The following is a 26,689-nucleotide window of genomic DNA, read 5'->3' on the forward strand; positions in this document are numbered from 1 at the left end:
AATTCTCCACGCCAATGATTAATATCGTTGTTACCGGCGCAGAGAATAACGCAACGTTTCGTAACTTAAAAAATGAAAAAAATAGAGTGTCTCGAAAAACAGACACCGTTGCCGAACGCCCGCCCACGAACGATCTGCGGCAATTCGGCAGTTGTTTTCGCGACGACAGTCACAGCGATGGAAAGTTCCGCGGGAGTTTCCCCGACGGTCGGGCGGTATTTCTTCCCGCCATCGATTGATAACGATTTCAGTGATAAACGGCGAACGCGCGATCCGGCTTTAGCGATTCGTCATTTTCTCGGCGGCCCATCCCGCTTCGAAAGCAGTGCGACCGCCATGCCCGCGCTCGCCGCGACGAGCACCGCGCGCCACGGGTGCCGTTTCACCGCCGCGTTCGCATTCGACGCCTTGCGGCCCGCGCCGACCATCGCGATAGCGGTCGCGCGCGTCGCCGTCGATTCGGCCCGCGCGATTCTGCGCGACACTTCCAGCGCCCGCGCCATCGCCGATGCTTTGTCGCGCCGGGGTGCGGGGTCCGCGGATGCGCCAGGGGCGGCAACGGGTCGCGGCAGAGCTTGCTCCGCAGCCGCCGGTACGCCGACGCGCGTCGACCCCGCGAGCATCGAGCCGATCTTCGCGCGGCTGCCGGGCGGCACGCGAGCGCCGCTCTGAACGCCGCCGGGGCCGCGCGGATCGTGCATCCGCGCCCGCGCCGCCGAAAACTCCGCGCCGAGCAACAGCACCGCCGCCGAGAAGTAGAGCCACATCAGCAGCACCGCGAGCGATCCGGCCGCGCCGAACGCGCTCGCCGTGCCCGCGTGCGTGAGATAGAACGCGAAAAGCTTTTTCCCGGCGGAGAACAGCAGCGCCGCGACGAGCCCGCCGACGAGCGCATCGCGCCATTGAACGGGCGCGTCCGGCAGAAACTTGAGCAGCGCGCCAAACGCGACAGACAGAATCGCGAGGCCCACGACCAGTTGCACGATATCGCCGATGATGACGAACGGCGAATCGCCCCACAGCCACATGCCGACCGCCTGAATCGCCGTATCGAGCACGAGCGAGACGATCAGGAGGAACGCGACGCCCAGGACGAGCCCGAACGACACGAGCCGCACGCGAACCATCGCCATGACGCTCGAGCGTTGCTCGCCCGTCAGCGGCCAGACGATGTTGAGCGCCGTATTCAGCGATGAAAATGTCGCGGATGCGCCCACGGCCAGCAGCACGAACGAGATGATCGCGGCGATTCCCGTGCCGCCGCTGCGATGCGCGTTCTCGACGATGCTCTGCACGCCCGCCGCCGCCTGATCGCCGATCAGCCCGTTGACCTGATGGAACAGCTGTCCGCGCGCGGCTTCCGGTCCGAACACCCAGCCCGCGACGGCGATAACCATGACGAGCGTCGGCGCGAGCGAAAAGGCCGAGTAGAACGCGATGCTCGCGGCCATCGCGGCGCAGCGGTTCTCGGAAAACTGCTTGAGCGCATTGAGCGCCCACGACGCATCTTTCCTGACGGCTGCCTCTATTTTTTGCGTGGAAACGGAGCTCATCGCGGTCCTCTCGGCGGCATCGGGTCAGTATCGGCAAGGGTCCGGCGTCGCGCTGCCGCCCGCTTGCGGTAAATGCAACCGATCGAGCAGGTTTCGTTCCAATCCGCAGCAACGCGGACCTAAGCGTTCGCTTAAGTTCATTGATATGATCCCGCCTTTGCCGCAATTCGAGACGCACGCGCCGTGCGTCGCGGCAAAGAAACGGTCGGCTTTCCCGGTGAAATCCCCACGTAAGGCGAAGCATCGGGGGCCGTATCGCGTACCTATAATCCAGACCACCCCACTAATACGACGCGCCGAGGCAATCATGCCGCAAATGTCACGGCGACAGTTCCTCAAGGTCTCCGCGAGCACGCTCGCCGGATCGAGCCTGGCTGCACTGGGCTTCTCTCCGGCACCCGCGCTCGCCGAAGTCCGCCAATACAAACTGTCGCGCACCACTGAAACCCGCAACACCTGCCCGTATTGCTCGGTAGGCTGCGGCATCCTGATGTACGGCCTGGGCGACAACGCCAAGAACGCGAAGGCCAGCATCATCCATATCGAAGGCGACCCGGACCATCCGGTCAATCGCGGCACGCTGTGCCCGAAGGGCGCATCGCTCATCGACTTCATCCACAGCCCGAGCCGGCTGCTGCATCCGGAGTATCGCGCGCCGGGCTCGAACGAGTGGAAGCGCATGTCATGGGACGAGGCGCTCGACCGCATCGCGAAGCTGATGAAGGCGGACCGCGACGCGAACTTCGTCGAGAAGACGCCGGACGGCAAGACGGTCAACCGCTGGCTCAGCACGGGTTTTCTCGCGGCGTCGGCGGGCAGCAATGAAGTCGGTTATCTGACGCACAAGACTGTCCGCAGTCTTGGCATGCTCGCATTCGACAATCAGGCGCGTGTCTGACATGGCCCGACGGTGGCAGGTCTTGCCCCGACGTTTGGCCGTGGAGCGATGACGAACCATTGGGTCGACATCAAGAACGCGGACGTGATTCTGGTCATGGGCGGCAACTCGGCCGAGGCGCACCCGTGCGGTTTCAAATGGGTGACCGAGGCGAAGGCGCACAGGAAGGCGCGGCTGATCGTTGTCGATCCGCGCTTCACGCGCACGGCATCGGTTGCGGATTTCTACGCGCCGATCCGTACCGGCACGGACATTACCTTCCTTGGCGGCGTCATCAACTATCTGCTGACGCACGACAAGATCCAGCACGAGTACGTGAAGAACTACACGGACATGTCGTTCATCGTGCGCGAGGACTTCGCGTTCAAGGACGGCGTGTTCTCCGGCTACGACGCCGAAAAGCGCAAGTACGACAAGACGAGCTGGGACTACGAGCGCGGCGACGACGGCTTCGTGAAGGTGGATCCGACCTTGCAGCATCCGCGCTGCGTCTACAACCTGATGAAGCAGCACTACGCCGCCTACACGCCGGAAATGGTGACGAAGGTGTGCGGCACGCCGACCGACAAGTTCCTGAAGGTCTGCGAGATGCTGGCGTCGACCGCCGCGACCAATCGCGCCGGCACGATCCTCTACGCGCTCGGCTGGACGCATCACTCGGTCGGCGCGCAGATGATCCGCACGGGCGCGATGGTCCAGCTTCTGCTCGGCAACATCGGCATTGCGGGCGGCGGCATGAACGCGCTGCGCGGGCACTCGAACATCCAGGGGCTGACCGACCTCGGCCTGATGTCGAACCTGCTGCCCGGCTACATGACGCTGCCGATGGAAGCCGAGCAGGACTACGAGGAGTACATCACGAAGCGCGCGACCCAGCCGCTGCGGCCTAACCAGCTCAGCTACTGGAAGAACTATCGCGCGTTCCATGTAAGCTTCATGAAGTCCTGGTGGGGCGACAACGCGACCGCCGAGAACAACTTCGGTTTCGATTTCCTGCCGAAGCTCGACAAGTCCTATGACTTGCTGCAAGCCTTCGAACTGATGGCCGCAGGGAAGATGAACGGCTACTTCTGTCAGGGCTTCAACCCGCTCGCCGCCGCGCCGAACAAGGCGAAGATCGGCCTCGGCCTGTCGAAGCTGAAGTATCTCGTCGTCATGGACCCGCTCGCGACGGAAACCTCCGAGTTCTGGAAGAACCACGGCGAGTTCAACGACGTCGATGCGTCGCAGATTCAGACGGAAGTGTTCCGTCTGCCGACGACGTGCTTCGCGGAAGAGCGCGGCTCGCTCGTGAGTTCGTCGCGCGTGCTGCAGTGGCACTGGCAGGGCGCGCAGCCGCCGGGCGAAGCGCGCAGCGACATCGAGATCATGTCGGGTCTGTGGCTGCGCCTGCGAGAGGCGTATCGGGAAAACGGCGGCGCGTATGCCGATCCGATCCTGAAGATGACGTGGCCGTACTCCGATCCGGAGAGTCCGACGCCCGAAGAACTCGCGATGGAATTCAACGGCCGCGCGCTCGCCGACGTCACCGATGTCGCCGACAAGACGAAGGTGCTGGCGAAGAAGGGCGAGCAGCTCTCGAGCTTCGCGCAACTGCGCGACGACGGATCGACCGCGAGCGGCTGCTGGATCTATTGCGGCGCGTGGACGCAGGCCGGCAATCAGATGGGCCGCCGCGACAACTCCGACCCGACGGGCATCGGCCAGACGCTGAACTGGGCATGGGCGTGGCCGGTCAATCGCCGGGTGCTGTACAACCGCGCATCGTGCGATGTGAACGGCAAGCCGTTCGATCCGTCGCGCAAGCTGATCGGCTGGAACGGCAAGACGTGGTCGGGCGCGGACGTACCGGACTTCAAGGTCGACGAGCCGCCCGAAAACGGGATGAATCCGTTCATCATGAATCCGGAAGGCGTGGCGCGTTTCTTCGCCCGCGACGGCATGAACGAAGGACCCTTCCCGGCGCACTACGAGCCGTTCGAGACGCCGCTCGGCTACAACCCGTTCTTCCCGGACAACAAGATGGCCACGAGCAATCCGGCCGCCCGCGTGTTCCCGGACGACCGGGCGCAGTTCGGCACGGCGGACAAGTTCCCGCATACCGCCACGACGTATCGCCTGACCGAGCATTTCCACTACTGGACCAAGCACGTGAAGCTCAATGCGATCGTGCAGCCGCAGCAGTTCGTGGAGATCGGCGAGGACCTGGCGAAGGAAGTCGGCGTCGTCGCGGGCGACCGCGTGAAGGTGTCGAGCAATCGCGGGCACATCGTCGCGGTGGCGCTCGTCACCAAGCGCATCAAACCACTGACCGTGGAGGGGAAGAAGGTGCAAACCGTCGGCCTGCCGCTGCACTGGGGCTTCAAGGGCCTGACGCAGCCGGGTTATCTCGTCAACACGCTGACGCCTTCCGTGGGCGACGGGAACTCGCAGACGCCGGAGTTCAAGTCGTTCCTCGTGAAGGTCGAAAAGGCTTAAGGGGGAGAGATGGCTCTGCAATCGCTCGATATCAAGCGCGTCTCCGCCACCACCACGCCGCCGCCGCAGATCCGGGAGCCGGTAACGGGCACCGTCGCCAAGCTGATCGACGTGTCCAAGTGCATCGGCTGCAAGGCCTGCCAGACGGCGTGCATGGAGTGGAACGACTTGCGCGACGACGTCGGTCATACGACCGGCGTCTACGACAACCCGCGCGATCTCACCGAACACTCGTGGACGGTGATGCGTTTCACGGAGTACGAGAACCCGAAGGGCGACCTCGAATGGCTGATCCGCAAGGACGGCTGCATGCACTGCGAGGACCCGGGCTGTCTGAAGGCGTGCCCGTCGCCGGGCGCGATCGTTCAGTACACGAACGGCATCGTGGATTTCCACGAGGAAAACTGCATCGGCTGCGGCTATTGCGTGACCGGCTGCCCGTTCAACATTCCGCGCATCTCGAAGGAAGACAACCGCGCCTACAAGTGCACGTTGTGTTCGGATCGCGTGGCGGTCGGTCAGGAGCCCGCGTGCGTCAAGACGTGTCCGACCGGCGCGATCATGTTCGGCACCAAGGCGGACATGATCGAGCAGGCGGAGACTCGCGTGGAAGACCTGAAGGAGCGCGGCTTCGAGAACGCGGGTCTGTACAACCCGGCGGGCGTCGGCGGCACGCATGTGATGTACGTGCTGCATCATGCGGATCAGCCGGGGCTGTATCACGGGCTCGCCGAGAATCCGAAGATCAGTCCGCTCGTGTCGGTCTGGAAGGGTGTGACGAAGCCGCTCGCGGTCGCGGGCATGGCGCTCGCCGCGCTCGCCGGATTCTTCCATTACACGCGTGTCGGTCCGAACGAAGTGACGGCGGAAGAGGAAGCCGAAGCTCAGCGCGAAGCCGACGATGCACGCAAGGAAAGGGAGCGTTCGAATGAAACACGATAGCGAATTGCGCGACGTGCGGGGCAACCGCCTGATCGTGCGTTACACGCCGAACGAGCGCACGAACCACTGGATCACCGCGATCAGCTTCGTTCTGCTCGCGCTGTCCGGGCTCGCGATGTTTCATCCGTCGATGGCATGGCTCTATGCCGTGCTCGGCGGCGGGCAGTGGACGCGCATCCTGCATCCGTTCATCGGCTGCGTGATGTTCCTGTCGTTCCTCGTGCTGGCGTTGCGCGTGTGGCATCACAACCGCATGGACAAGAGCGACGTCCAGTGGATGAAGCAGATCGACGACGTGCTTGCCAATCGCGAAGACCGCCTGCCCGAGATCGGCAAGTACAACGCCGGTCAGAAGCTCGTGTTCTACGTGATGGTCGTGAGTCTCCTGCTGCTGCTGGCGTCGGGTGTCGTGATCTGGCGCGCGTACTTCGCGTTCTATTTCCCGATCACGGTGATTCGTCTCGCGGCGGTAGTCCACGCGGCGACGGCCTTCGTGCTGATCCTGTCCATCATCATCCACATCTATGCGGGACTGTGGATCAAAGGCTCGATCAGCGCGATGGTGCGCGGCACGGTCACCTATGGATGGGCGCGCAAGCACCATCCGCGGTGGTTCAGGGAGATCATCGGGAAGTAGGCGTCTGATCCCGACGCCGAGGAAGTCAACTGAACCGCTCGTGCTTCAACTCAGACGAGCGGTTCTTTTTTTGCGGGATCGTTCATCTCCGCGATCAGCCAGAGCTGCGTTTTCCGTGGTCTGATCGCGTTCGATTTAGCTGATATGCTTGGCCGACAAGCGCGTGGCCGATGCCGCGCCGCGCCAGGCACTCTGAGGACACACCCAAGTGGTTCAACGCATACTCGAAGCCGGCAAGATCGAATCGCTCGATCCGTCGGCCATTCCCCGGCTGCGCATGCCGGAACGCGCGACGGTGTTCAGCGCGCGCGCCACGCGCCTGCGCCAGCTCGCCGATGCAAGCAATCCCATCGCGGGTTATCTGCGCCTGATGGCCGCGCTCGCCGATGCGCAGCAACGCGTGCTCGCCGATTTCACCGCGCCGATGCCGTCGCGTGAAACCATCGAGCTCAATCAGCGGCATTCGATGCCCATCGTTCCCGCGCTCACCGATGCGCGCGATCCCGCCTGGCGCGACGTGCTGTTCATGCTGCTCGATCGCATCGAGACGGCGGGCGCGCTCACGCCCGCGCTTGCGCAGCTCGTCGCGCGTCTGCGCACGACCGAAGCCGCCGCGCTCGACGCCCAGGCCGACGCCATCCTCGCGCTGCGTTTCGCGGACATCGAGCCTGCCGGCGCGCCGTTCATCATGGCGGCGCTGCAGGTGTTGTGGACCGATGTCGCGAGCCGCATCGCAGCGAGCGACGTGCCGTATGTGGACGCGCCCGGCGTCTGCCCCGTCTGCGGCACGATGCCGGTCGCGAGCGTGGTGCGCATCGGCGGCACGCACGACGGGTATCGCTACGTGCAATGCGGCCTGTGCACGACCGAATGGCACGTCGTCCGCGCGAAGTGCTCGAATTGCGATTCGACGAAGGGCATCGCCTATCACGCGATGGACGCCGCCGAACCATCCGCCGAGGACGAACAGGCGAAAGCCGAACGCGCGCGGAACGCGCCGCTCAAGGCCGAGTCGTGCGACGAATGCGGCACCTACCGCAAGATCGGCTATCAGGACAAGGCCTACGACTTCGAGCCCTTCGCCGATGACCTCGCGAGCCTCACGCTCGACCTGCTGATGAGCGATGCCGGTTTCCAGCGCGCGTCGCCGCATCCGTGGCTGTGGCCGGAGCAGACGCGCGCTGCGGACGAAGCGGAACACGACCGATGAGCGATGTCACCGGCGGCGACGGAGGCGAATTGCGCGCGCTGATGGCGCGTGTGCCATCGGTGGAGCGCGTGCTGGCGTCGGCGGTGTTCGAGCCGCTCATCGCCGATTACGGGCGCACGCAGACGCTCGCGATGCTGCGCGCGACGCTCGACGCCTGGCGTGCCGATGCGCAAGCCGGCCGCGCATCCGTCGATGCCCTCACCGAGACGATGCTCGGCCACGCGGTCAGTCTGCGGCTCGCGAAGCATGCGCAAAGCCGCGTCAAGAGCGTGTTCAATCTGACCGGCACCGTGCTGCACACGAACCTCGGCCGCGCGCTGTTGCCCGATGAAGCCGTGCGCGCGGTGGCCGACGTCCTCACGCGTCCGGCGAACCTGGAGTTCGATCTCGATACCGGCGCGCGCGGCGACCGCGACGACCTCATCAACGATCTGATCTGCGAACTGACCGGCGCGGAGGCCGCGACCGTCGTCAACAACAACGCGGCGGCGGTGCTCCTGACGCTGTCGGCGCTCGCGCCCCGCAAGGAAGTCATCGTGTCGCGCGGCGAACTGGTGGAGATCGGCGGCGCGTTCCGCATTCCCGACATCATGAGCCGCGCCGGCGCGAAGCTGCGCGAAGTCGGCACGACGAATCGCACGCATCCGAAGGATTACGAAGAAGCGATCAACGCGAGAACCGCGCTGCTGATGAAGGTCCACTGCAGCAACTATGCGATGAGCGGCTTCACGAGGGAAGTCACCACTGCGGAACTCGCGCCGCTCGCGCGAGAACGCGGCGTGCCCGTCGCGGTCGATCTGGGCAGCGGCACGCTCGTCGATCTGACGCAATGGGGCCTGCCGCGCGAGGCGACCGTGCGCGAAACCGTCGAGGCGGGCGCGGACCTCGTCACCTTCAGCGGCGACAAGCTGCTCGGCGGCCCGCAGGCGGGCCTGATCGTCGGGCGCAAAGAGCTGATCGCGAAGATCAAGAAGCATCCGTTGAAGCGGGCGCTGCGCGTCGGCAAGCTGACGCTCGCCGCGCTCGAGGCGGTGCTGCGGCTGTATCGATCGCCGGAAACGCTGCAGACGCGTCTCACGACCCTGCGCCTGCTCACGCGCCCGGCCGATTGCATGCGCCTCGCCGCGGAACGCGTCCGGCCCGCGCTGCAACGCATGGCGGGCGATGCGTTCATCGTCACGACCGAGCCGATGTTCAGCCAGATCGGCAGCGGCGCGTTGCCTGTCGACGTGTTGCCGAGCTACGGCCTGACGGTCAGGCTCGCGAACGGCAAGCGCGCGGGCGGTCACATGAACCGCATCGAGAAGAAGCTGCGTGCATTGCCGCGGCCGGTGATCGGGCGTATCGCGGATGGCGCGCTGTGGCTCGATCTGCGTTGTCTCGAAGAAACCGACGAAGCCGCATTCATCGCGCAGTTGCAGGGCGAGGACGCATGATCGTCGGGACGGCGGGACATATCGATCACGGCAAGACGACGCTCGTGCGCGCGCTGTCGGGCGTCGACACGGATCGGCTGAAGGAAGAGAAGGCGCGCGGCATCTCCATCGAACTCGGTTATGCGTACGTGCCGCTCGCCGGCGGCGGCATGCTCGGTTTCATCGACGTTCCCGGCCACGAAAAGCTCGTGCATACGATGGCGGCGGGCGCGTGCGGCATCGACTTCGCGCTGCTCGTGATCGCCGCCGACGACGGCGTGATGCCGCAGACGCGCGAGCACCTCGCCATTCTCCAGTTGCTCGGCGTGACGCGCGGCGCGGTCGCGGTGACGAAGACCGATCGCGTCGATGTTGCCCGCGTGCGCGAAGTCCACACGCAGATCCGCTTGCTGCTCGCCGGCACCCCGCTTCACGACGCACCGTTTTTCGATACCGACGCCACCGCCGCGAACGATGCGGGCGTCGCCGCGCTCGACACGCATCTGCGCGACGCCGCCGCTCACTGGGCGATGCGCCGCGACGACGGCTTTTTCCGGCTGGCGGTGGACCGCGTGTTCACGCTGTCGGGGCAGGGCACGATCGCGACGGGGACGGTGTTCGCGGGCCGCGTGACCGTCGGCGACATGCTCGCGCTCGCGCCGCGACCGAACAGCAGCGAGCCCGTGCGCGTGCGCGGCATCCACGCGCAGAACCGCGCGGCGCAATCGGGCCGCGCGGGCGAGCGCTGCGCGCTCAATCTCGCGGGCATCGACAAGGACGCGCTTTCGCGTGGCGACTGGATCGTCGATGGGCGGATCGCGCGGGCGTCGGAGCGGATCGATGTCGACCTCACGCTGCTCGCCGACGCGGGCATCACGCTCACGCACTGGGCGCCGCTGCACGTGCATCTCGGCACGACGCATCGCGTCGCGCATGTCGCGCTGCTCGACGGCGATACGCTCGCGGCGGGTCAGGCGGCGCGCGTGCAGCTCGTCTTCGAGCAGCCCGTGTGCGCGCTGCCGGGCGATCGCTTCATCGCGCGTAATGCGCAGGCGAGCCGCACGGTCGGCGGCGGGCGCGTGCTCGATCCGTTCGCGCCCGCGCGCAAGCGTCGCACGCCGCAACGCCGCGCGTGGCTCGATGCGCTCGCCGACTGGCTCGACACCGCCCGCGCCGATGCGCTCTTCCACGAGTCGCCGTACGGCCTGCCGCGCTCGCTCGTCGAACACTTGTGCGGGATGCCGGCGGAATCCGTCGCGCTGCCGGAAGGCTTGCGCCGCGTGCCCTTGCACGACGACGCGCTCCTCATTGCCGCCGCGCACTGGAACGCGCTCGCCGCGCGTCTGACGGATGCGCTCGCCGCCTTCCATGAACGCTTCCCCGACGAGCAGGGCCCGGACGCCGCGCGCCTTCGCCGCATGGCCGCGCCGCTCGCGCCCGATGCGCTGTGGCGCGCGATCATCGACGATGCCGTCGCGAGCGGTGCCATCGCGCGCAGCGGGCCGTGGCTGCATCTGCCGTCGCATACGGTGGCGCTCGACGCCGCGGAAGAAGCGCTGGCCGGCGCGGTGCTGGCGTCGATCGAGCGGGGGCGTTTCGATCCGCCGTGGATGCGCGACCTCGCTCGCGAACACGGCGCCGACGAGGACGCGATGCGCCGCCTGTTGCGCAAGCTCGCGCGGCGCGGCGACCTGTTCCAGATCGTGCGCGATCTCTTCTATTCGCGCGCATCCATCGCTGAACTGGCGCGGCTCGCGGCGCAGAACGCCCGCTCGCGCGACGGCGCGGCCGACGCAATCGGCGCGGCCGAGTTTCGCGATGCGACCGGGCTCGGCCGCAAGCGCGCGATCCAGGTTTTGGAGTTCTTCGACAGGGTTGGTTACACTCGTTTTCACCGCGACCTGCACCTGTTGCGCGCCGACAGCCGCTGGCACGAGTCAGCCTGAACCGGCCGCACGGGTCCGCTCAACGGGCCAGGCGAACGATGGAGCATGCCTACTACCAGTTGCTGCATCTGATGTCGGCGCATCCCGAGTGGGCGCTCGCGGTGGTCCTGCTCGCGTCGTTTCTCGAATCTCTTGCCTTCGTCGGCACTTTCGTTCCCGGCAGCACGGCGATGTTCGTCGCGGGTGCGCTCGTCGGCGCGGGCGCGCTGAATCTCGGCTGGGTATTGGTCTGCGCGATTCTCGGCGCGATAGCCGGCGATGCCGTGAGCTTCTGGTTCGGCGCCCGCTACGCCGATACGCTCGCGCAAATGTGGCCGTTCCGGCGCCATCCGGGGGCGCTCGCCGCAGGCAAGCGATACTTCGAGGCCCACGGTGCGAAGAGCGTCGTGCTCGCGCGCTTCGTCGGCCCGATGCGCGCGGTCGTGCCGGTCGTCGCCGGGATTTCGGGTATGCCGCCCGCGCGCTTCTTCGTGGTCAACGTCGTGAGTGCGCTGATCTGGGCGCCGCTGCATGTGCTGCCCGGCGTCGTGTTCGGCGCGTCGATCGAACTGGCGGGCGCGGTGTCGATCCGGCTGGTCGTCATTCTCGTGGCGGTGACGGCGCTCGCGTGGCTCGTGTTCAATCTCGCGCGCGTCGTCGTGTGGCATGCGAAGGAATGGACGGTCGCCTCTCGCGAATGGCTGCTGACGTGGGCGGAGCGGAAACCGGGGGTGACGGCGCGCGTCGTCTCGCGCGCGCTCGATCCCGGCAATCCGGCGACCGGGCTGATTGCCGTGATCTCGGTATTGCTGCTCGCGTCGGCGGTGCTCTTCTTCTACGTGCTGACGAACGTGACACGCGGATCGTCGCTCGTGCAGGTCGATGCGTCGATTTATCGGCTGCTGCAATCGTTCCGGTCAACGTGGGCCGACTCCATCCTCGATGCCGCCGCCGCGCTCGGCAGCATGCCGACGCTGCTCGCGCTGGCCGCGATGGTCATCGTATGGATGATTCTCGAGCGGCGCTGGCGCACGGTGGCGTACTGGCTCGTGGCGGTCGTGTTCTCGCAAGTGCTGGTGGCGGTGATCCGCTTCACGACGCATCAGCCGCTGCCGATGTCGTTCGCGCCTGCCGGCCGCACGTTCCCGAGCAGTCATCTCGCGGCGACGGTGGTCATTTACGGCTTTCTGGCGTTCTTGCTGCTGCGGCGCGTGGGCATGCTGACGGGCGTGTTCGTCGCGACGGCGGCATCGGGCATCGTCACCGCCGTGGCGCTGGCGGGCCTCTACTTCGGCCGCTTCACCATTTCGGATGCGCTCGGCAGCGCCGCGCTCGCCGCGATCTGGGTGTTTCTGATCGCGCTGACTGCCGTGTGGCGCAATCCGGGCAAGCCGAAGCCGCGTCCACTGATGCCGCTGGCGGTGCTGACGGTCGTGTGCGCGAGCGTGGCGCTGCAGGTGAGCGACGATACCGAAGCGCATAGCAAGCCGCCCGCGACGGTCGTCGTCACGCCGATCGAATGGATGGATACGGTGTGGCGCAGGTTCTCCTGCTATCGGTCGAGTCTCGATGGCGACCGGCTCGAGCCGATCACCGTGCAATGGGCCGCGACGCCCGCGCAGATACGCGCGCAACTGGCGAGCCGCGGCTGGAAGGAGGTGACCGGCGTGACGATGCAAAGCGTGATGTCGGTGGTGTCGCCCGATGCGCCGGCGACCGCGCTGCCCGCGCTGCCGCGCCTGAACAACGGCGAGCCGTCGAAGCTCGTGTTCACGCGCTCGCCGCGCGGACCCGATCAACGCGACGTGCTGCGCTTCTGGCCGACGACGTATGCGGTGCGCGAGCATTCGGGCGCGGCGCCGACGCCGATCTGGCTCGGCTCGATCGTGCATGAACGGCTGCGGCGGCCGTCGTGGCCGTTCAACGTGTTGCGTCCGGACCGGCGCATGGATCCGATGGCGATCGATCATGGCGATGCATCGCCGTGGCGCGGCATCGAAATTGCGTCGAGCGCGGGATGCGGCAGCGTGCCGGTGATGCTCGTCGAGTCGAGGCCGAAATGATGGTGCAACGATGCCCGAGTGGCGGAGGCGCCGGTTGATCCAGATTCCGCCATCGGCGATTACGCAGTGGGGCGCGGCTGCGGTGTTCGGCAACGTTCTGCTGACGCGCCTCGGCGTGCCGCTGCCGTCCGCGCCGTTGCTCGTGTTCGCCGGATCGGTGATTGCGAGCGGGCGGCTGTCGTTCTGGCATGTGTTGCTGGCGGCGGTGAGCGGCGCCTTGTCGGGCGATGCCGTCTGGTTCTCGGCGGGACGGCTCTACGGGCGGCGCCTGGTGGCGGCTTTGTCCCGCCGGTCCTATGCGTTCGATGCGGGGATGCGCACGGCAAGCGATATGTTCGAGCGGTACGGCGTGCCGATCGTCGCGGTATCGAAGTTCGTGCCGGGCCTGGGGCTCGTCACTCCGCCGCTGATGGGCACGACGCGCATTGCCGCGTCCGCGTTCTTTCTCTGGGACGCGGCGGGAATCGTCGCGTGGGCGGGGTTCTGGCTGCTGGGCGGCGCGCTCTTTCAGCGAGAGTTGCATGCGGCGCTCGTCGAGTTTCAGACGCATGGCGCGACGATGATCGATCTGCTCGTCGTGCTGGCGTTGTTGTTCCTCGCGTACCGCTTGCTGCGGCGTCGGCCGCCTCGGGACAGCGCAGGTGACGATGTGCGCTGATGCTTGCGCTCGTGCCGCTGCATGTTGCTGCGTGTCGCTGCATGCGATAAGCGTGACGCCGTTATAATTCGACGCTCGCGCTGTTATTTATCCTCGTTTCTGCGCTCGAGGAAGGCATTCGTATCCGGTGGTGCGGCTGGGCTTCAAACCCAGTTGGGGGTGTCAGACACTCCCAGGTAGGTTCGACTCCTGCTGCCTTCCGCCATAAGGCTTGGCGGTCTTTCAGCGGTATCCCTATGTGCGTTGAGCAAAGAATGTCGGTTTCGACAGCTATTGCTTTGCGAACACACCCACTTCTAAAAGTTTCCCTTGAGCCAGCCGTTGCCCTTCGGGCGTTCAGTTGCATCCAATCAACACTGGGTGGAGCGCTCGGCGAGAGCAGCGGCCCGGCCGCCTGGCCGAGTGGCAAACCCCGTTGCGCTACCGGTCATCGCCGGGCGATTGATCGAGGTAGTCGCCGCTAACGAACACGATCGTTTCCGATGCGACATCGAGCGGCATGTCGGGGTCGACCTCTTCGCCTGCGGCGCTCGAGCCGACCCATAGTGCTCGTCCGATGAACGAGGTGTCCGGGTAAAGGTGACAGACGAATGCGCCGCCGCCCGCAGGCCGCTGCTGGCCGACATATAGCAGGTCGCCGCCGCCCAAGGAGTATCGCTCTATCTCTTCACATCCGAGCAGCGCGTGAACCGGTGAAAGAGATGTTCTGTCTCCACGCTCGACTATCGTGATAGTCCGTGCCAAGGGGTCGATCAAGTACGCGCTACCCATTGCTGTCTCTGAAAAACATGCTCCGTCGCCAGTTACTTCGCATCACTATGAATTGCTGGCCGGCGCTTCGTCTCTTGCGTGTCTGCGGGGAAAGACCATTGGTGTCAGGGACGAACCGCCGGATGCGGGTCACTAACGCAGCCTTTACCCGCGTTGACACGGGCTTCAGCTCGCTCAACGTCAGCCGGATAGGTGATCTCGTCTGCGACCGGATCGAAACCGGCGCAACGATACGTCGCGAGGTCTTTCTGCACCTGCGATCGCGTCGAAGCGTCGCCCCCAGTGATACATCCCGCGACAGCGCACATAACTGCAACAGTCGTGAGCACTGCGTTAAGCGAGCGGGCGAATTGGCTATCACGCATCGAGTCTCCGGATTCAAAGTTGTCGCGCCGTATGGGTCACGCTCACTCACTAACCAGGCAATCGCCGTGCCTCGTGACATGACTCGTGCAGCCCGCCGTCCTGGCATCCGGGTTTGGCCGCACCGAACCGGGCGCAAACGGGACGAATCTCTATAAGCGCACATCGTCGAGAATGTCTTTCGGCGAATCCACCAGCACTATTTTGCGAGGAACGGACAGACACCTGCGCCTGCGACCCGGCGTGTACTCGACGCACAATGGGTCGAAAAAGGAATGGCTATAGCGCCGCGCTCCCGCCGCGTCATACATACGAACGCGCAGCGCCTTTACAGCGGGTTGGGGGGCAGGCTTCGATGGATCGCCATCGCTGCAATTGCAGCTTCACCGACTGCAACGCAAATCTGATTCAGCGAATTCACTGCATCCCCCGCAGCGAACAGACCGCTCACGCTCGTGCGCTGCTGCTTGTCCGTCACGATCATGCCGTCGCTGTCTCGCTCGACGTTCAGGCCGCTCAATAACTCTGCTTGCGGGAAGCAGCCGAGCACCGGATAGACCGCATCGAATACGTGACGGCGGCCATTTCGGCAGACAACGCTTAGTGCTCCCTCGGTGCTGTCCGGGGATTGCAGCGCACCTGTCGGTATCAGATCGATGGCGTTCTCCGTCGCGGTGGCACATTCTTCTTGCGTCAATACACCGAGATCAGGTGCGACGACTGCGACTTGTCGACAGAAGGTGCGGAAAAACAAGGCATGCGACAGCGCACGCGATGCGGGACCGAGCATTGCAATTCGCTTGCCTTGCGCTTCGAAGCCGTCGCATATGGCGCAGAAGCGGAGCAGCCCTCGTTGGGTCAGTCGAACGGCCTCGTCGATCGGCGGGAGCCTGTCGCGGATTCCACACGCTACCAGCGCACGATGTGCGATCACACTGCGCTCGCAAGAATCCGGCTTGCTGCTGTATCGGACGATGAACCTGCCGTCTGTCTCACTGATTCCATTAACGCGTCCTTCGGCTACCGATACTTCGTAGCACGCGATCTGACGACGCATTTTCCCGAGAAGTTCTTCTCCGCTGATACCGCCCTCGAAGCCAGCGAGGTTGCGCACGATCGGGATCATCGATGCCCTGCTTTGCCCGGCATCGATGACCATCGTGGAGCGCCTGAATCGCGCGAGATAAAGCGCAGCAGTCAGTCCGGCCGGCCCGCCACCGACGACGACACAATCAACAATGGAATCCGTCATGAGTGTCCTGGTTCAACGGCTTGATAGTCGGGCTCTTTGCATGCCGACGTGAGCGGTGAGTGGGCGCAGTTCGCAGGCCACGCATGCTCGGGTGATCGCGTCATGACTGGAAGGCGTATGCGTTCTTATCGGGCGTCAGGTGGAACCGCTTGATGTTTCAATTCTGCTGCCTCACAAACTGTTAGCGGTTCTGTGGCTTGAGTTGAACAGGGCAGTTCCATCTGCAAGAAAAGGGCGCTATTGACGCCTGCCCCCTCGCGTTCGTCGATGCGTTGCTCCTCTCTGCGAAAGCGCTGCATTGCGCTCTGCGCTAGTCGAAGCATTTCGCGTGCCCCGGCGCGCGCCGTCCACGCGACGCGCTAGCACCGCATCGCCTAATCAGGCTTGTGCATTGCTCATCACGAGTCAAGGCAATGCCTGTTGCATCGCCAGACCAAATGCGAGGACAGCATTATGACTGAAGGCACTCAGCCGGACCAAGAAACGAAAGAGCAAAGAGAAGCAAGAGAGCAGCGCCGCGATTCCGAGCATGCTGGCAAAGCGCGACACAGCGGAAGCGGAAACTCACTCGGTCCAGGCGATAGCCCGACCTCTCAGGGACAGCCCAATGAATGACAACGTGTGCAGCCGTCCGGATGCGTGCAGATGCGCCGCTGAGAGTTGACCTCTCAGGTCCGGCGGCGTATCACTGTTCGCTCTGTCGAGAGCCGAGAGTACTTTCAGTGCACCGGCTTTCCAATGCCCGAGCGGAATCGGGCGCATGAGTGTTGCAACAAGCCGCCGCTCAAAGCGAAAGGCTGCGGTTCCAACGGCTCGTTTGCTCACGATGCTGTTGCTTGCTGACGTTCATCATCAGTGGCCGGCGCGATGACTGTTCTTTGAGTAAGAAGAGTTCATTCGGTTCTGAAGGTGTTCGAGCCACTCGAACTGCCCGATGATGATGCCGTTGCCAGCCCCGGATTAGCCGCGTACGAAGGCCGACGCGGCGCGCTAAGCTGCCCGCGCGCGTCGCCGAACAGCTAGATCAACTTGACCAGTTGCTTGCCGAAATTCTTCCCGCGCAAAAGCCCCAGGAAAGCTTCGGGTGCGTTCTCCAAGCCCTCCGCGATGGTCTCGCGGAAGTGAAGTTTTCCCGCAGCGACGCGCTCGCCCAGTTCTTTGAGCGCCTGCGGCCACACGTCCATCTGCTCCGTCACGATGAAACCCTGAATCTTCAGCCGTTGCCGGAGCAGCAGCGTCGGCGCCTTGATCGGCACGGGTTGACCATCGTAGCCCGAGATCATGCCGCACAACGCGATGCGTCCGTGGGCGTTCATCCGCGCGAGCACGGCATCGAGCACGTCTCCGCCGACATTCTCGAAGTATCCGTCTATGCCATCGGGCGCCGCGGCCTCGAGGTCGTCGTGCAGCTTGCCTGCCTTGTAGTCCACACAGGCGTCGAAGCCGAGCGTCTCGACGACGTAGCGACACTTCGTTGCACCGCCCGCAATGCCGATTGCCCGGCAGCCCGCAGCCTTCGCCAGTTGTCCGACGACGCTGCCGACCGCGCCGCTGGCCGCGCTGACGGCGATGGTTTCTCCCGCCTTAGCCTCGATGATGCGGTTCAGTCCCAGCCACGCCGTGACCCCTGGCATGCCCACGGCGCCGAGATAGGCCGACAGCGGCACACGCGAAGCATCGACGACACGCAGTTCCTTGCCATCCGACGTGCCGTATTCCTGCCAGCCGTACATGCCGGCCACCTTGTCGCCGACACGGAAGGACGGATTGCGCGACTCAGTCACCTCACCGACGGTCCCCCCGATCATCACTTCGTTCAACGGTTGCGGAGGGGCATAGGATTTGGCATCGCTCATGCGTCCGCGCATGTACGGATCGAGCGACAGATAGTGATTTCGCACGCGCACTTCGCCTTCCTGCAACGGCGCAAGCGGCGTTTCAATCAGCTTGAAATTCGATGTTGTCGCTTCGCGTTCAGGCCGGGACACAAGTAGCACCTGGCGATTGCGCTGTGCTTCTGCCATGCTTTTTCTCCAGTGGAAGGGGCGGTTCATGCATCCGCCGGTCGATCATAGCGTGAGGAGTTTTCACCGGCTTTTTCCGGTTGATTTACTTTGCAGACGGCCGAAGTCTCTTACGGCACTCCTCGCCACGCTCTTGCTAGTCAACGAAAGAATCTTGTTTCCGATGATAGACGTTATCAGCATGCGTGGCCCCGATACGGCGTTTTGCGCTGTTCTGTCGACTGGGCGCTGCAGTGTCGCGCTCGACCCCAAGCGCAATCACCGATCGTGCTTTCGACGCGCAGCTTCGGTTGTGCGTTCGATCGCAAGCGTCGCCAGCGGTTTTCTTGGTCGCCAGAGAAGTTACGCATAACATGTAGCAAGGCGGGCGTTGAGCGGGGGCATCGTGAACAGGCGATCCTTTCATAAGTTGCTGACGAGTACGCTGGTCTGCGCTTCAACCATGCTGGCGCCTGTCACCGCTCATGCGCAGGGCGCGAGCTTGCGACAGCCCGACGAATACGAGCGCAACAGTAGTTCTTCGCGTGTCTCGGGAGCGCATGGCATCGTCCCGAAACTGTACGACGCACGGGGAAGGCTAGTCGGTGAAATCGTCACCGGTAGCGACGATCGCGACGGCGGCGCAGTCTTGCTGAACGTGGAGGGTGTGCTCGTCGCCGCGCCGTTCGAGCGCCTTCCGGGCGATGCCGGCACGCGATCCGCAAGCCGGATGGCGTGGAGCGTCGGCGCACTCCGATATGACGGCCCCGACTGTACGGGCACCCCTTATGTCGCCTCCACCGGCTCCCCTTTGCGGCCGGCGACTGCTATCCGACGCGACGCACATGTCACGTTGTACATCGCTGTCGAGGGGCGTGTCGAAGACCATACGACCGTGTCGGTCTGGGAAGGGACGAACTGCTATCGCGGTTACCCGCCATTCGTTGACAAGGTCTGGCGAATCGAGAACTCCATAGATTTGTCGGATAGATATCCCGAACCGCTGCGCGTGGGGTTGTAACGTCGATTCGCGTTTGACTGCTTTGCTCTTTCAGCAGCGGTGTTTTCTTCGACACGAGGTGGCCAAGTGTATCGCCGACCGTTGGTCTCGTTTGTGCTCTTCCTCATTGCCTGCATGCCCGCCGTCCATGCGATGGCCCACGACTGGCCGGGTAACGGCAACAGGCACCGCTGGGACGAAGAGGAAAGATCCCATCACTCCGCTCCCAAGGCAAGGCTTTACGATGCCCGAGGCACGCTCGTCGGCGACGTCTTGTATGTATCCGGCCTCAACTATGACGGCGGGGTCGCGCTGAAGATAAACGGCGTGTTCGTCTTCGCCGGATTCGCGCGAATAGGCGGCTTTGGACAGACACAACCGCTAAGCAATAGCGAATTCGCATGGCAGTATCCGCGTCTCGCATACTCCGGCGATAACTGTACGGGAACGCCTTACATCTACTACGAACGCGGTGCGTATCGACCGAGCGCAATCGCCCGTAAGGGGAATTCGGCTTCTCTGTACATCGCACAAGATACGCAGTCCCGGATAATCGGCTTCGCCTCTCGCGTGAATCCGCTGAGCCCCGCGTCCTGCACGAATGGGCCACCGTTGTTCGCCTCGAGAGCATGGCCTGTGGAAACCATCGTCGATCTCACTCAACGTTATCCCGAGCCTCTTAGAATCGGAGAGTGAGACAAGTAACGTGATTACCGTGAGGTGAACATGAGTGGCTTATCGAAATGGTTCGTCATGGCGCTGCTCGCGGCAATGGCAAGCGTGACGTCTGCAGATGAAAGCCAGCCCCACAAGCGACGCCACTCGCTTCCGAAGCTCTATGACAACAATGGCAAGCTCGTAGGCGTGATCGCAGATGGTCCCAAGGGGGACGTGTCCGATGGCGGCGTCATCATGAACATCAACGGTGCGCCGGTTTTCGTGGGCTTCGCGCTGGAAAAAGCCGCCGACGGCTCACAGTCCGCCACCAGGCTCAGGTGGAGCGGGGTGACGCCTGCATACTCCGGCGCGGCCTGCACGGGAACGCCGTACATTCCTTACGTGCTTGGACCACTGAGGCCGGCTGCGATCGAGCGAAAAGATGGAAAGGCAGTTCTGTATGTTGCGAAGGACGAACCGTCCACAGTGGTAGCCGTGCGCTCGATAGATTATTCGGGACGCTGTGTCGATTACGTCGATGAGACCGGGCAGCCTGAATGGGCTGTGGGTGATTCATTAGGCCTGACCGATGTCTATCCTGAACCGCTACACGTCGGAGAGTGATGATCACGTGCAGGCCGCAATTCAGAGGCGCGTCGATGATCTTCTCCCTCATCGCGCATGGTCAGCAAGGCATGAAAAAAGGCGGCACCATTCAGTGCCGCCCGTTCTTAAGAGCGCTCGACGCCATCGGAAAACTTACCGCACCTTGCCCGCCTTCCACGCGGACAGCAGTTGCTCATATTTCACTGTTTCGCCCTTCGGCTTTTCGTTGGCGAGCGCCTTCCACGGCGCGTGCTGGTCGGACAGCCACTTGGACGGATCGCTTTGCGGATTCAGCTCCGGCGCGCAAATCTTCATCCCTGCACGCTGCAAACGGGACAACACCTGGTCCATTTCCTTCGCAAGATTATCCATTGCGGCCTGCGGAGTTTTCTCTCCGGCGACGGCGGTGCCGACGTTCTTCCACCAGAGTTGGGCCATCTTCGGATAGTCGGGCACGTTGTTGCCGGTCGGGGTCCACGCGACGCGCGCCGGGCTGCGATAGAACTCGATCAAGCCGCCGTACTTGTCCGCATTCTTCGTGAAGTAGTCGCTATGAATATCCGAGTCGCGAATGAACGTCAAACCGACAATCGACTTCTTGAGCGACACGCTCTTAGACGTCACGAACTGCGCGTATAGCCACGCTGCAGCGCGCTGGTTCGGCGGCGTCAACTTGAAGAACGTCCACGAGCCGACGTCCTGATAGCCGTTCTGCATGCCGTCCTTCCAGTAAGCGCCGTGCGGCGAGGGCGCCATGCGCCACTTCGGCGTGCCGTCCGCATTCGTGACGTTGCCCGGCTTGAGCATCGACGCCGTGAACGCGGTGTACCAGAATACCTGTTGCGCGATCCGGCCTTGCGCGGGCACAGGGCCCGCTTCGCTGAAAGTCATGCCCGACGCTTCTGGCGGCGCGTATTTCTTTAGCCAGTCGATGTATTTGGTCGTAGCGTAGACTGCGGCCGGGCTGTTGGTTCCGCCGCCGCGCGACACCGACGCGCCCACCGGATGACATCCGTCCGGCGTCACGCGTATGCCCCATTCGTCGACGGGCATGCCGTTCGGAATGCCCTTGTCGGCTGCGCCCGCCATGGAAAGCCATGCGTCCGTGAAGCGCCAGCCGAGCGACGGGTCTTTCTTGCCGTAGTCCATATGGCCGTAAACCTTTTCTCCGTCGATGTTCTTCACGTCGTTCGTAAAGAACTCGGCGATGTCTTCATACGCGGACCAGTTGACCGGCACGCCGAGATCGTAGCCGTATTTCGCCTTGAACTTGTCCTGCAAGTCCTTGCGTGCAAACCAGTCCGCGCGGAACCAGTAGAGGTTGGCGAACTGCTGGTCGGGGAGCTGATAGAGCTTTTTGTCCGGCGCAGTCGTAAAACTCGTGCCGATGAAGTCTTTCAGATCGAGACCGGGGTTCGTATATTCCTTGCCTTCGCCTGCCATGTAGTCGGACAGCGGAACGATCACGCCATAGCGATAGTGCGTGCCGATGAGGTCCGAATCCGAAATCCAGCCGTCGTAAATGCTTTGCCCGGACTGCATCGAGGTCTGCAATTTCTCGACGACGTCCCCTTCCTGAATGATGTCGTGCTTCACCTGAATGCCGGTGATCTCACTAAAGGCGTTGGCAAGCGTCTTGGATTCGTAGGTATGCGTGTCGATGGTTTCCGACACGACATGGATTTCCTTGACGCCTTTCGCTTTGAGTTTCGCCGCTGTGTCGATGAACCATTTCATCTCGTCCATCTGCTGCTGTTTCGAAAGCGTGCTTGGCTGAAACTCACTGTCCACCCATTTCTGCGCCTCGGGCGTGCCCGCCAGAGCCTGGCTCGCGAAGGCACCCGACACGATACTTGCCACTGCCAGCGCGACGATCCGTCTCCTCTGATGCATGGTCTTCTCCTGTGTCTGCCGTGCCCCTTCGATCTTGTCGGCGCCCGCTGGGGGCATCAGCGGGACCGGCAGTTGCCAGTCTTCATTGCATGCGTCGGCCTTCTTAGCCTTTCCACATGATCGCGAGCAGCACCAGCACCGACGCTGCGAAAGCCGGCCAGGAACTCGATCCCTCCGCGCTGATCGCCAGCCACGCAAGATTGATATACGCGGCAGTCAGCAGGCCGATGAACAGGCGATCGCCGCGAGTCGTCGCGATAGGCAGAAAGCCCTTGCGTTCATGAGTCGGCGAGCGCAGTTCCCATACCGTCATGCCGCCCAGCATGACGACGATGCAGCCGAAGAAGATCGCTACCTCGGGCGTCCAGTACATCCACGAGAACATCACACTCTCCCCATCGCAAAACCCTTGGCGATGTAGTTGCGCACGAAGTAGATCACCAGCGCGCCGGGAACGATCGTGAGCACGCCCGCCGCCGACAGCACGCCCCAGTCCATACCGGCCGCCGACACGGTGCGCGTCATCACGGCAGCGATAGGCTTTGCATTGACCGAAGTCAGCGTGCGCGCGAGCAGCAGCTCGACCCAGCTGAACATGAAGCAGAAGAAAGCCGTCACCCCGACGCCCGATTTGATGAGCGGCAGGAAGATCTTCACGAAGAATGCGGGGAACGTATAGCCGTCTATGTACGCGGTTTCATCGATTTCGCGTGAGACGCCCGACATGAAGCCTTCGAGAATCCACACGGCAAGCGGCACGTTGAACAGCATGTGCGCAAGCGCGACGGCAATGTACGTGTCGGTCAGGCCGACGCTCGAATAAAGCTGGAAGAACGGCAGCAGGAACACGGCGGGCGGCGTCATGCGGTTGGTGAGCAGCCAGAAGAACATGTGCTTGTCGCCGAGAAAGCGATAGCGTGAGAACGCGTACGCGGCAGGCAGCGCCACCAGCACCGACATCACCGTGTTCATCAGCACGTAGATGATCGAATTGATGTAGCCCCAGTACCATGAAGGATCGGTGAAGATCACCCTGTAGTTCTCGAACGTCACGTGCTGCGGGAGCGTGGCGAACGTCAACATGGTTTCTTCGTTCGTGCGCAAAGAGATCGAGAACATCCAGTAGAGCGGAATCAGCGCGAACAGCATGTAGACAATGAGTATCGACGTCCGCAGTAAGCGGCGCTTATCCCGCATGGTCGTCTCCTTGCGCGGCGGGGCCGCCCGTGCCTACGCGGCTCATCCAGTTATAGAGAATGAAGCACAGCAGCAGAATGATCAGGAAATAGATCAGCGAGAAGGCGGCGGCCGGGCCCAGATCGAACTGGCCGACCGCTTTTTGCGTTAGATACTGACTCAGGAAGGTTGTCGAATCGCCGGGGCCGCCGCCCGTCAGCACGAACGGCTCGGTATAGATCATGAAGCTGTCCATGAAGCGCAGCAGCACGGCGATCATCAGCACGCCACGCATCTTGGGCAATTCGATATAGCGAAACACCGCGAAGCGGCTTGCGCCATCTATTTCGGCGGCCTGATAGAAGGCGTCCGGAATCGCGCGCAAGCCCGCATAGCACAGCAGTGCGACGAGCGGCGTCCAGTGCCAGATGTCCATCACGAGCACGGTGAGCCATGCGGCCGTGGGACTCGCGGTGTAGTTGTAGTCGAAGCCGAGACTATTGAGCCAGTAGCCGAGCAGTCCGATATCCGGCCGACCGAAAATCTGCCAGATCGTGCCCACGACGTTCCATGGAATCAGCAACGGCATGGCCAGCACGATGAGCGTGGCCGATGCGCGCCATCCCGATGCCGGCATCGCAAGGGCGACGCCCACGCCCAATGGAATCTCGAACAGCAGTACGCAGCCGGAGAAAATAACCTGTCTGCCGAGCGCTTCGCGCAAATCGGGATCAGTCATGATGTTGCGAAACCACTCCGTACCGACGAACACATGCTGCGTGGGGCCGATGATGTCCTGCACCGAATAGTTCACCACTGTCATCAGCGGCAGGATTGCGGAGAACGCGACGCAGATGAACACCGGAATGACCAGCAACCACGCCTTCTGATTGACGGGCTTGTTCATCGCATGGCCCCTTCGGAGATGCGTGTTTCGATTCTTTCGTCGTTGCAGAAGAACACGGTCTCAGGCGCGATGAGATGCAGCCAGGCAGGTCCGTCGACAACCCGCAAATGCGGCTCGAGCTTCGCATTCAACACATGGCCGTCGCATTCCGCGGTAACTAGCTGATAGTTGCCGAGCTGCTGCGCGCGCAGCACGCGCGCCTTGACCGCGCCGGCTTCTCCTTGCTGCGAAAGGCGCACGAACTCCGGACGAATCCCCAGTTTAAGCGCGCCGTTTGCCTGCTGATGCGCGCCGCGCAGCGTCGCAAGCGTGCCCGCGTCGAGCGGCAAGCGCTGCGAGCCGATTCTCGCGCCGTCGGCGTCGAGCTCGATCGAACAGAGATTCATGCCGGGACTGCCGATGAAGTAGCCGACAAAAGCGTGATCCGGCCGCAAAAAAAGGGCATCGGCTCCGCCCTTCTGAACGACGCGGCCATTTGTCATGACCACGACTTCGTCGGCGAAAGTCAGCGCTTCTACCTGATCGTGCGTCACGTAGATCAGCGTGAGCTTGAGCTGCTGATGGATTCTCTTCAACTGTCGGCGCAGCATCCACTTCATCGCGGGGTCGATCACAGTCAACGGTTCGTCGAAGAGAATCGCCGCGACGTCCTTGCGCACGAGGCCCCGCCCAAGCGAAATCTTCTGCTTGGCGTCGGCGGCCAGATTGCTTGCCTTGTTCGGCAGCTCTCGCGTCATGTCGAGAATTTCCGCGACTTCGTGCACGCGCTTCGTGACCTCGGCGGCTGACACCTTGCGATTGCGCAGCGGGAACGCGAGGTTATCGAATACGGTCATCGTGTCGTAGATCACGGGGAACTGGAACACCTGGGCGATGTTGCGCTGACGTGCGCCGAGCGCCGTCACGTCGCGTCCGTCGAACAGCACCTTGCCCTCCGACGGCTTGACGAGCCCCGACACGATATTGAGCAGCGTGGTCTTGCCGCAACCCGATGGCCCGAGCAACGCATACGCGCCGCCGTCATCCCAGACCATGCTCATGGGTTGAAGCGCGTAGTCGTCGAGCGTCGCGGGGTTCGGTCCGTACGCGTGCGCGAGATTCTGAAACTCAATGCACGCCATGAGCTGCCTCCGGGCTGGACACCAGTCGGGTATCCGCGCCGAACACAAACAGTTCGTCAGGGTCGATGAAAACGTCGAGCTGCGTGCCGAGCGCGATCTGATGCACGCCCTGCAACTGCGCAACCAGGTCCACCGCGCCCGTCAGCGTGCGCAAGTGCAGATACGTTTCGGAGCCGCTCAATTCGGCGAGTTCCAGCCGGCACGGAACGGCGATCGCATGAGAGGCCTTCGCTCGAAGGCGCAGGTGTCCAGGCCGAATGCCGATACGGCATGCGCCGGTCGCATCGGAGCCGTTTCTGACCGGAACCTCAACGCCGATCGGCAGACGCGCGCGGCCGTTGGCCGAGTCGCTCGTCAGCATGTTCATCGGCGGGTCGTTGAATACCGCCGCGGCCGCGACATTGACCGGTGCGTTATACACATCGAGCGTGGGACCGAACTGCAGAACCCGGCCTTTATCGACGATTGCCGTATAGCCGCCCAGCAGCAGCGCTTCGAGCGGTTCGGTGGTCGCGTACACGACGGTCGTCTTGCCGTCGGCGAAAAGCGTAGCCAGTTCCATGCGCAACTCCTCGCGCAGTTTGTAGTCGAGATTCACGAGCGGCTCGTCGAGCAATACCAGGGACGTGCGCTTCACGAGCGCGCGTGCGAGCGCGCAGCGCTGCTGCTGGCCACCCGACAGTTCGCCTGGCCGCCGCTGCAGCAAATGCTCGATATGGAGTTTGGCTGCGACTTCCTGCGTACGCCGGCGGATTTCGGCAGGGTCGATTTTTTGAAGGCGCAAAGGGGAGGCGATGTTTTCGAAAACCGTCATCGCCGGGTAATTGATGAACTGCTGATAAACCATCGCGAGATTGCGCTCGCGAACGCTGACGCCTGTCACGTCCTGGCCGTCGGCGAGCACTCGGCCGTCGCTCGGCCTGTCGAGCCCCGCCATTACGCGCATGAGCGTGGTCTTGCCTGCTTGTGTGGGTCCGAGCAGCACATTGATGGCGCCGGGGACGAGGCGCAAATCCACGCCGTAAAGATACGGTTGCCCGCCAGAAACGACACTGACTCGCTCCAGTTCCAGAACCAAATCTTCCTCCTCGCGGCGCGCGTAACGCCAGCTGCGGAAGCCGGCGCGTTAAGGTGGCGTCAATCGGGTTGCAGTTGGATTAC

Annotated in this window: 23 protein-coding genes and 1 tRNA gene; 13 read left to right on the forward strand and 11 right to left on the reverse strand. The window is 63.4% G+C overall.

The genetic code is table 11. The annotated features are described in order from the left end of the window. Positions 1-14 precede the first annotated feature (14 nt). Positions 15-239, forward strand: a complete 225-nt coding sequence (locus tag P9255_RS04845; RefSeq protein WP_309789206.1) for a hypothetical protein — start codon at positions 15-17, stop codon at positions 237-239. Between the two features lie 51 nt (positions 240-290). Here P9255_RS04845 and P9255_RS04850 read toward each other — a convergent pair whose 3' ends face one another. After that, a complete protein-coding gene (locus P9255_RS04850; RefSeq protein ID WP_309765786.1) occupies positions 291-1,553 on the reverse strand; it encodes a YihY/virulence factor BrkB family protein in 1,263 nt (420 codons plus the stop codon). Positions 1,554-1,860: 307 nt separating this feature from the next. Here P9255_RS04850 and fdnG point away from each other — a divergent pair, with 307 nt between their 5' ends. From fdnG to P9255_RS04895, 9 genes are all read left to right on the forward strand, one after another. Beyond that, complete coding sequence (gene fdnG, locus P9255_RS04855) at positions 1,861-4,929, forward strand: formate dehydrogenase-N subunit alpha (protein WP_309765787.1); 3,069 nt, start codon at positions 1,861-1,863, stop codon at positions 4,927-4,929. A gap of 9 nt (positions 4,930-4,938) precedes the next feature. After that, entirely contained in the window at positions 4,939-5,871 is a 933-nt protein-coding gene (fdxH, locus tag P9255_RS04860; protein ID WP_309765788.1) for a formate dehydrogenase subunit beta, read from the forward strand. Further along, the gene (locus tag P9255_RS04865) at positions 5,858-6,508 is read left to right on the forward strand and encodes a formate dehydrogenase subunit gamma (RefSeq protein ID WP_309765789.1); all 651 of its coding nucleotides are present in this window, start codon (positions 5,858-5,860) and stop codon (positions 6,506-6,508) included. The genes fdxH and P9255_RS04865 overlap by 14 nt, the downstream gene beginning before the upstream one ends. A 208-nt stretch (positions 6,509-6,716) precedes the next feature. Then, positions 6,717-7,718: a formate dehydrogenase accessory protein FdhE gene (gene fdhE, locus P9255_RS04870; protein ID WP_309765790.1), complete on the forward strand. Its 1,002-nt coding sequence runs from the start codon at positions 6,717-6,719 to the stop codon at positions 7,716-7,718. Further along, the gene (gene selA, locus P9255_RS04875) at positions 7,715-9,154 is read left to right on the forward strand and encodes an L-seryl-tRNA(Sec) selenium transferase (protein ID WP_309765791.1); all 1,440 of its coding nucleotides are present in this window, start codon (positions 7,715-7,717) and stop codon (positions 9,152-9,154) included. The genes fdhE and selA overlap by 4 nt, the downstream gene beginning before the upstream one ends. Beyond that, positions 9,151-11,079, forward strand: coding sequence for a selenocysteine-specific translation elongation factor (gene selB / locus P9255_RS04880; RefSeq protein ID WP_309765792.1), 1,929 nt, complete (start codon positions 9,151-9,153; stop codon positions 11,077-11,079). Before selA ends, selB begins: the two co-directional genes overlap by 4 nt. Positions 11,080-11,117: 38 nt before the next feature. After that, on the forward strand, positions 11,118-13,121 hold the full coding sequence (locus P9255_RS04885) for a VTT domain-containing protein (protein ID WP_309765793.1): 2,004 nt from the start codon (positions 11,118-11,120) through the stop codon (positions 13,119-13,121). 34 nt (positions 13,122-13,155) lie between these two features. After that, positions 13,156-13,779 (forward strand): DedA family protein, encoded by a 624-nt coding sequence (locus P9255_RS04890; RefSeq protein ID WP_309765794.1) that lies wholly within the window; start codon positions 13,156-13,158, stop codon positions 13,777-13,779. A 109-nt stretch (positions 13,780-13,888) separates the two neighbouring features. Continuing rightward, positions 13,889-13,984 (forward strand) — tRNA-Sec (locus P9255_RS04895). A 215-nt stretch (positions 13,985-14,199) separates the two neighbouring features. Here the strand turns inward: P9255_RS04895 and P9255_RS04900 are convergent. The 4 genes from P9255_RS04900 to P9255_RS04910 form a co-directional block, all read right to left on the reverse strand. Further along, positions 14,200-14,427, reverse strand: a complete 228-nt coding sequence (locus tag P9255_RS04900) for a hypothetical protein (RefSeq protein WP_309765795.1) — start codon at positions 14,425-14,427, stop codon at positions 14,200-14,202. A gap of 227 nt (positions 14,428-14,654) precedes the next feature. Next, complete coding sequence (locus P9255_RS27270) at positions 14,655-14,915, reverse strand: DUF4148 domain-containing protein (protein ID WP_404980255.1); 261 nt, start codon at positions 14,913-14,915, stop codon at positions 14,655-14,657. Positions 14,916-15,241: 326 nt separating this feature from the next. Beyond that, the gene (locus P9255_RS04905; RefSeq protein ID WP_309765796.1) at positions 15,242-16,165 is read right to left on the reverse strand and encodes an NAD(P)/FAD-dependent oxidoreductase; all 924 of its coding nucleotides are present in this window, start codon (positions 16,163-16,165) and stop codon (positions 15,242-15,244) included. Positions 16,166-17,184: 1,019 nt separating this feature from the next. Next, positions 17,185-18,189 (reverse strand): NADP-dependent oxidoreductase, encoded by a 1,005-nt coding sequence (locus P9255_RS04910; RefSeq protein ID WP_309765798.1) that lies wholly within the window; start codon positions 18,187-18,189, stop codon positions 17,185-17,187. Between the two features lie 370 nt (positions 18,190-18,559). On the opposite strand from P9255_RS04910, the gene P9255_RS04915 reads away from it, so the two are divergent. The 3 genes from P9255_RS04915 to P9255_RS04925 all read left to right on the forward strand — a co-directional run bounded on the left by P9255_RS04915 (position 18,560) and on the right by P9255_RS04925 (position 20,449). Continuing rightward, positions 18,560-19,189: a hypothetical protein gene (locus P9255_RS04915; RefSeq protein WP_309765799.1), complete on the forward strand. Its 630-nt coding sequence runs from the start codon at positions 18,560-18,562 to the stop codon at positions 19,187-19,189. Between the two features lie 66 nt (positions 19,190-19,255). Continuing rightward, complete coding sequence (locus P9255_RS04920) at positions 19,256-19,864, forward strand: hypothetical protein (RefSeq protein WP_309789207.1); 609 nt, start codon at positions 19,256-19,258, stop codon at positions 19,862-19,864. 30 nt (positions 19,865-19,894) lie between these two features. Further along, complete coding sequence (locus P9255_RS04925) at positions 19,895-20,449, forward strand: hypothetical protein (RefSeq protein ID WP_309765801.1); 555 nt, start codon at positions 19,895-19,897, stop codon at positions 20,447-20,449. A gap of 135 nt (positions 20,450-20,584) precedes the next feature. On the opposite strand, the gene P9255_RS04930 is transcribed toward P9255_RS04925, so the two are convergent. The 6 genes from P9255_RS04930 to P9255_RS04955 form a co-directional block, all read right to left on the reverse strand. Next, positions 20,585-22,324, reverse strand: a complete 1,740-nt coding sequence (locus P9255_RS04930; protein WP_309789208.1) for an ABC transporter substrate-binding protein — start codon at positions 22,322-22,324, stop codon at positions 20,585-20,587. Positions 22,325-22,427: 103 nt separating this feature from the next. Then, complete coding sequence (locus tag P9255_RS04935) at positions 22,428-22,709, reverse strand: DUF2160 domain-containing protein (RefSeq protein ID WP_309765803.1); 282 nt, start codon at positions 22,707-22,709, stop codon at positions 22,428-22,430. After that, entirely contained in the window at positions 22,709-23,521 is an 813-nt protein-coding gene (locus P9255_RS04940) for a carbohydrate ABC transporter permease (protein ID WP_309789209.1), read from the reverse strand. Before P9255_RS04940 ends, P9255_RS04935 begins: the two co-directional genes overlap by 1 nt. Further along, a complete protein-coding gene (locus tag P9255_RS04945) occupies positions 23,511-24,407 on the reverse strand; it encodes a sugar ABC transporter permease (protein WP_309765805.1) in 897 nt (298 codons plus the stop codon). Before P9255_RS04945 ends, P9255_RS04940 begins: the two co-directional genes overlap by 11 nt. Then, positions 24,404-25,528, reverse strand: coding sequence for an ABC transporter ATP-binding protein (locus P9255_RS04950; protein WP_309765806.1), 1,125 nt, complete (start codon positions 25,526-25,528; stop codon positions 24,404-24,406). The genes P9255_RS04945 and P9255_RS04950 overlap by 4 nt, the downstream gene beginning before the upstream one ends. Beyond that, positions 25,515-26,606, reverse strand: coding sequence for an ABC transporter ATP-binding protein (locus tag P9255_RS04955; RefSeq protein ID WP_309765807.1), 1,092 nt, complete (start codon positions 26,604-26,606; stop codon positions 25,515-25,517). The genes P9255_RS04950 and P9255_RS04955 overlap by 14 nt, the downstream gene beginning before the upstream one ends. Positions 26,607-26,689 lie beyond the last annotated feature (83 nt).

This window comes from Caballeronia sp. LZ019 (assembly GCF_031450825.1).
Taxonomy (GTDB): Bacteria; Pseudomonadota; Gammaproteobacteria; order Burkholderiales; family Burkholderiaceae; genus Caballeronia.

Excerpts from the sequence above, each read along its gene's own strand:
- P9255_RS04845 (WP_309789206.1), top strand. The coding sequence starts at position 15 with ATGATTAATATCGTTGTTACCGGCGCAGAGAATAACGCAACGTTTCGT.
- P9255_RS04850 (WP_309765786.1), bottom strand. The coding sequence starts at position 1,553 with ATGAGCTCCGTTTCCACGCAAAAAATAGAGGCAGCCGTCAGGAAAGAT.
- fdxH (WP_309765788.1), top strand. The coding sequence starts at position 4,939 with ATGGCTCTGCAATCGCTCGATATCAAGCGCGTCTCCGCCACCACCACG.
- P9255_RS04865 (WP_309765789.1), top strand. The coding sequence starts at position 5,858 with ATGAAACACGATAGCGAATTGCGCGACGTGCGGGGCAACCGCCTGATC.
- selA (WP_309765791.1), top strand. The coding sequence starts at position 7,715 with ATGAGCGATGTCACCGGCGGCGACGGAGGCGAATTGCGCGCGCTGATG.
- selB (WP_309765792.1), top strand. The coding sequence starts at position 9,151 with ATGATCGTCGGGACGGCGGGACATATCGATCACGGCAAGACGACGCTC.
- P9255_RS04885 (WP_309765793.1), top strand. The coding sequence starts at position 11,118 with ATGGAGCATGCCTACTACCAGTTGCTGCATCTGATGTCGGCGCATCCC.
- P9255_RS27270 (WP_404980255.1), bottom strand. The coding sequence starts at position 14,915 with ATGCGTGATAGCCAATTCGCCCGCTCGCTTAACGCAGTGCTCACGACT.
- P9255_RS04905 (WP_309765796.1), bottom strand. The coding sequence starts at position 16,165 with ATGACGGATTCCATTGTTGATTGTGTCGTCGTCGGTGGCGGGCCGGCC.
- P9255_RS04910 (WP_309765798.1), bottom strand. The coding sequence starts at position 18,189 with ATGGCAGAAGCACAGCGCAATCGCCAGGTGCTACTTGTGTCCCGGCCT.
- P9255_RS04925 (WP_309765801.1), top strand. The coding sequence starts at position 19,895 with ATGAGTGGCTTATCGAAATGGTTCGTCATGGCGCTGCTCGCGGCAATG.
- P9255_RS04930 (WP_309789208.1), bottom strand. The coding sequence starts at position 22,324 with ATGCATCAGAGGAGACGGATCGTCGCGCTGGCAGTGGCAAGTATCGTG.
- P9255_RS04935 (WP_309765803.1), bottom strand. The coding sequence starts at position 22,709 with ATGTTCTCGTGGATGTACTGGACGCCCGAGGTAGCGATCTTCTTCGGC.
- P9255_RS04940 (WP_309789209.1), bottom strand. The coding sequence starts at position 23,521 with ATGCGGGATAAGCGCCGCTTACTGCGGACGTCGATACTCATTGTCTAC.
- P9255_RS04945 (WP_309765805.1), bottom strand. The coding sequence starts at position 24,407 with ATGAACAAGCCCGTCAATCAGAAGGCGTGGTTGCTGGTCATTCCGGTG.
- P9255_RS04950 (WP_309765806.1), bottom strand. The coding sequence starts at position 25,528 with ATGGCGTGCATTGAGTTTCAGAATCTCGCGCACGCGTACGGACCGAAC.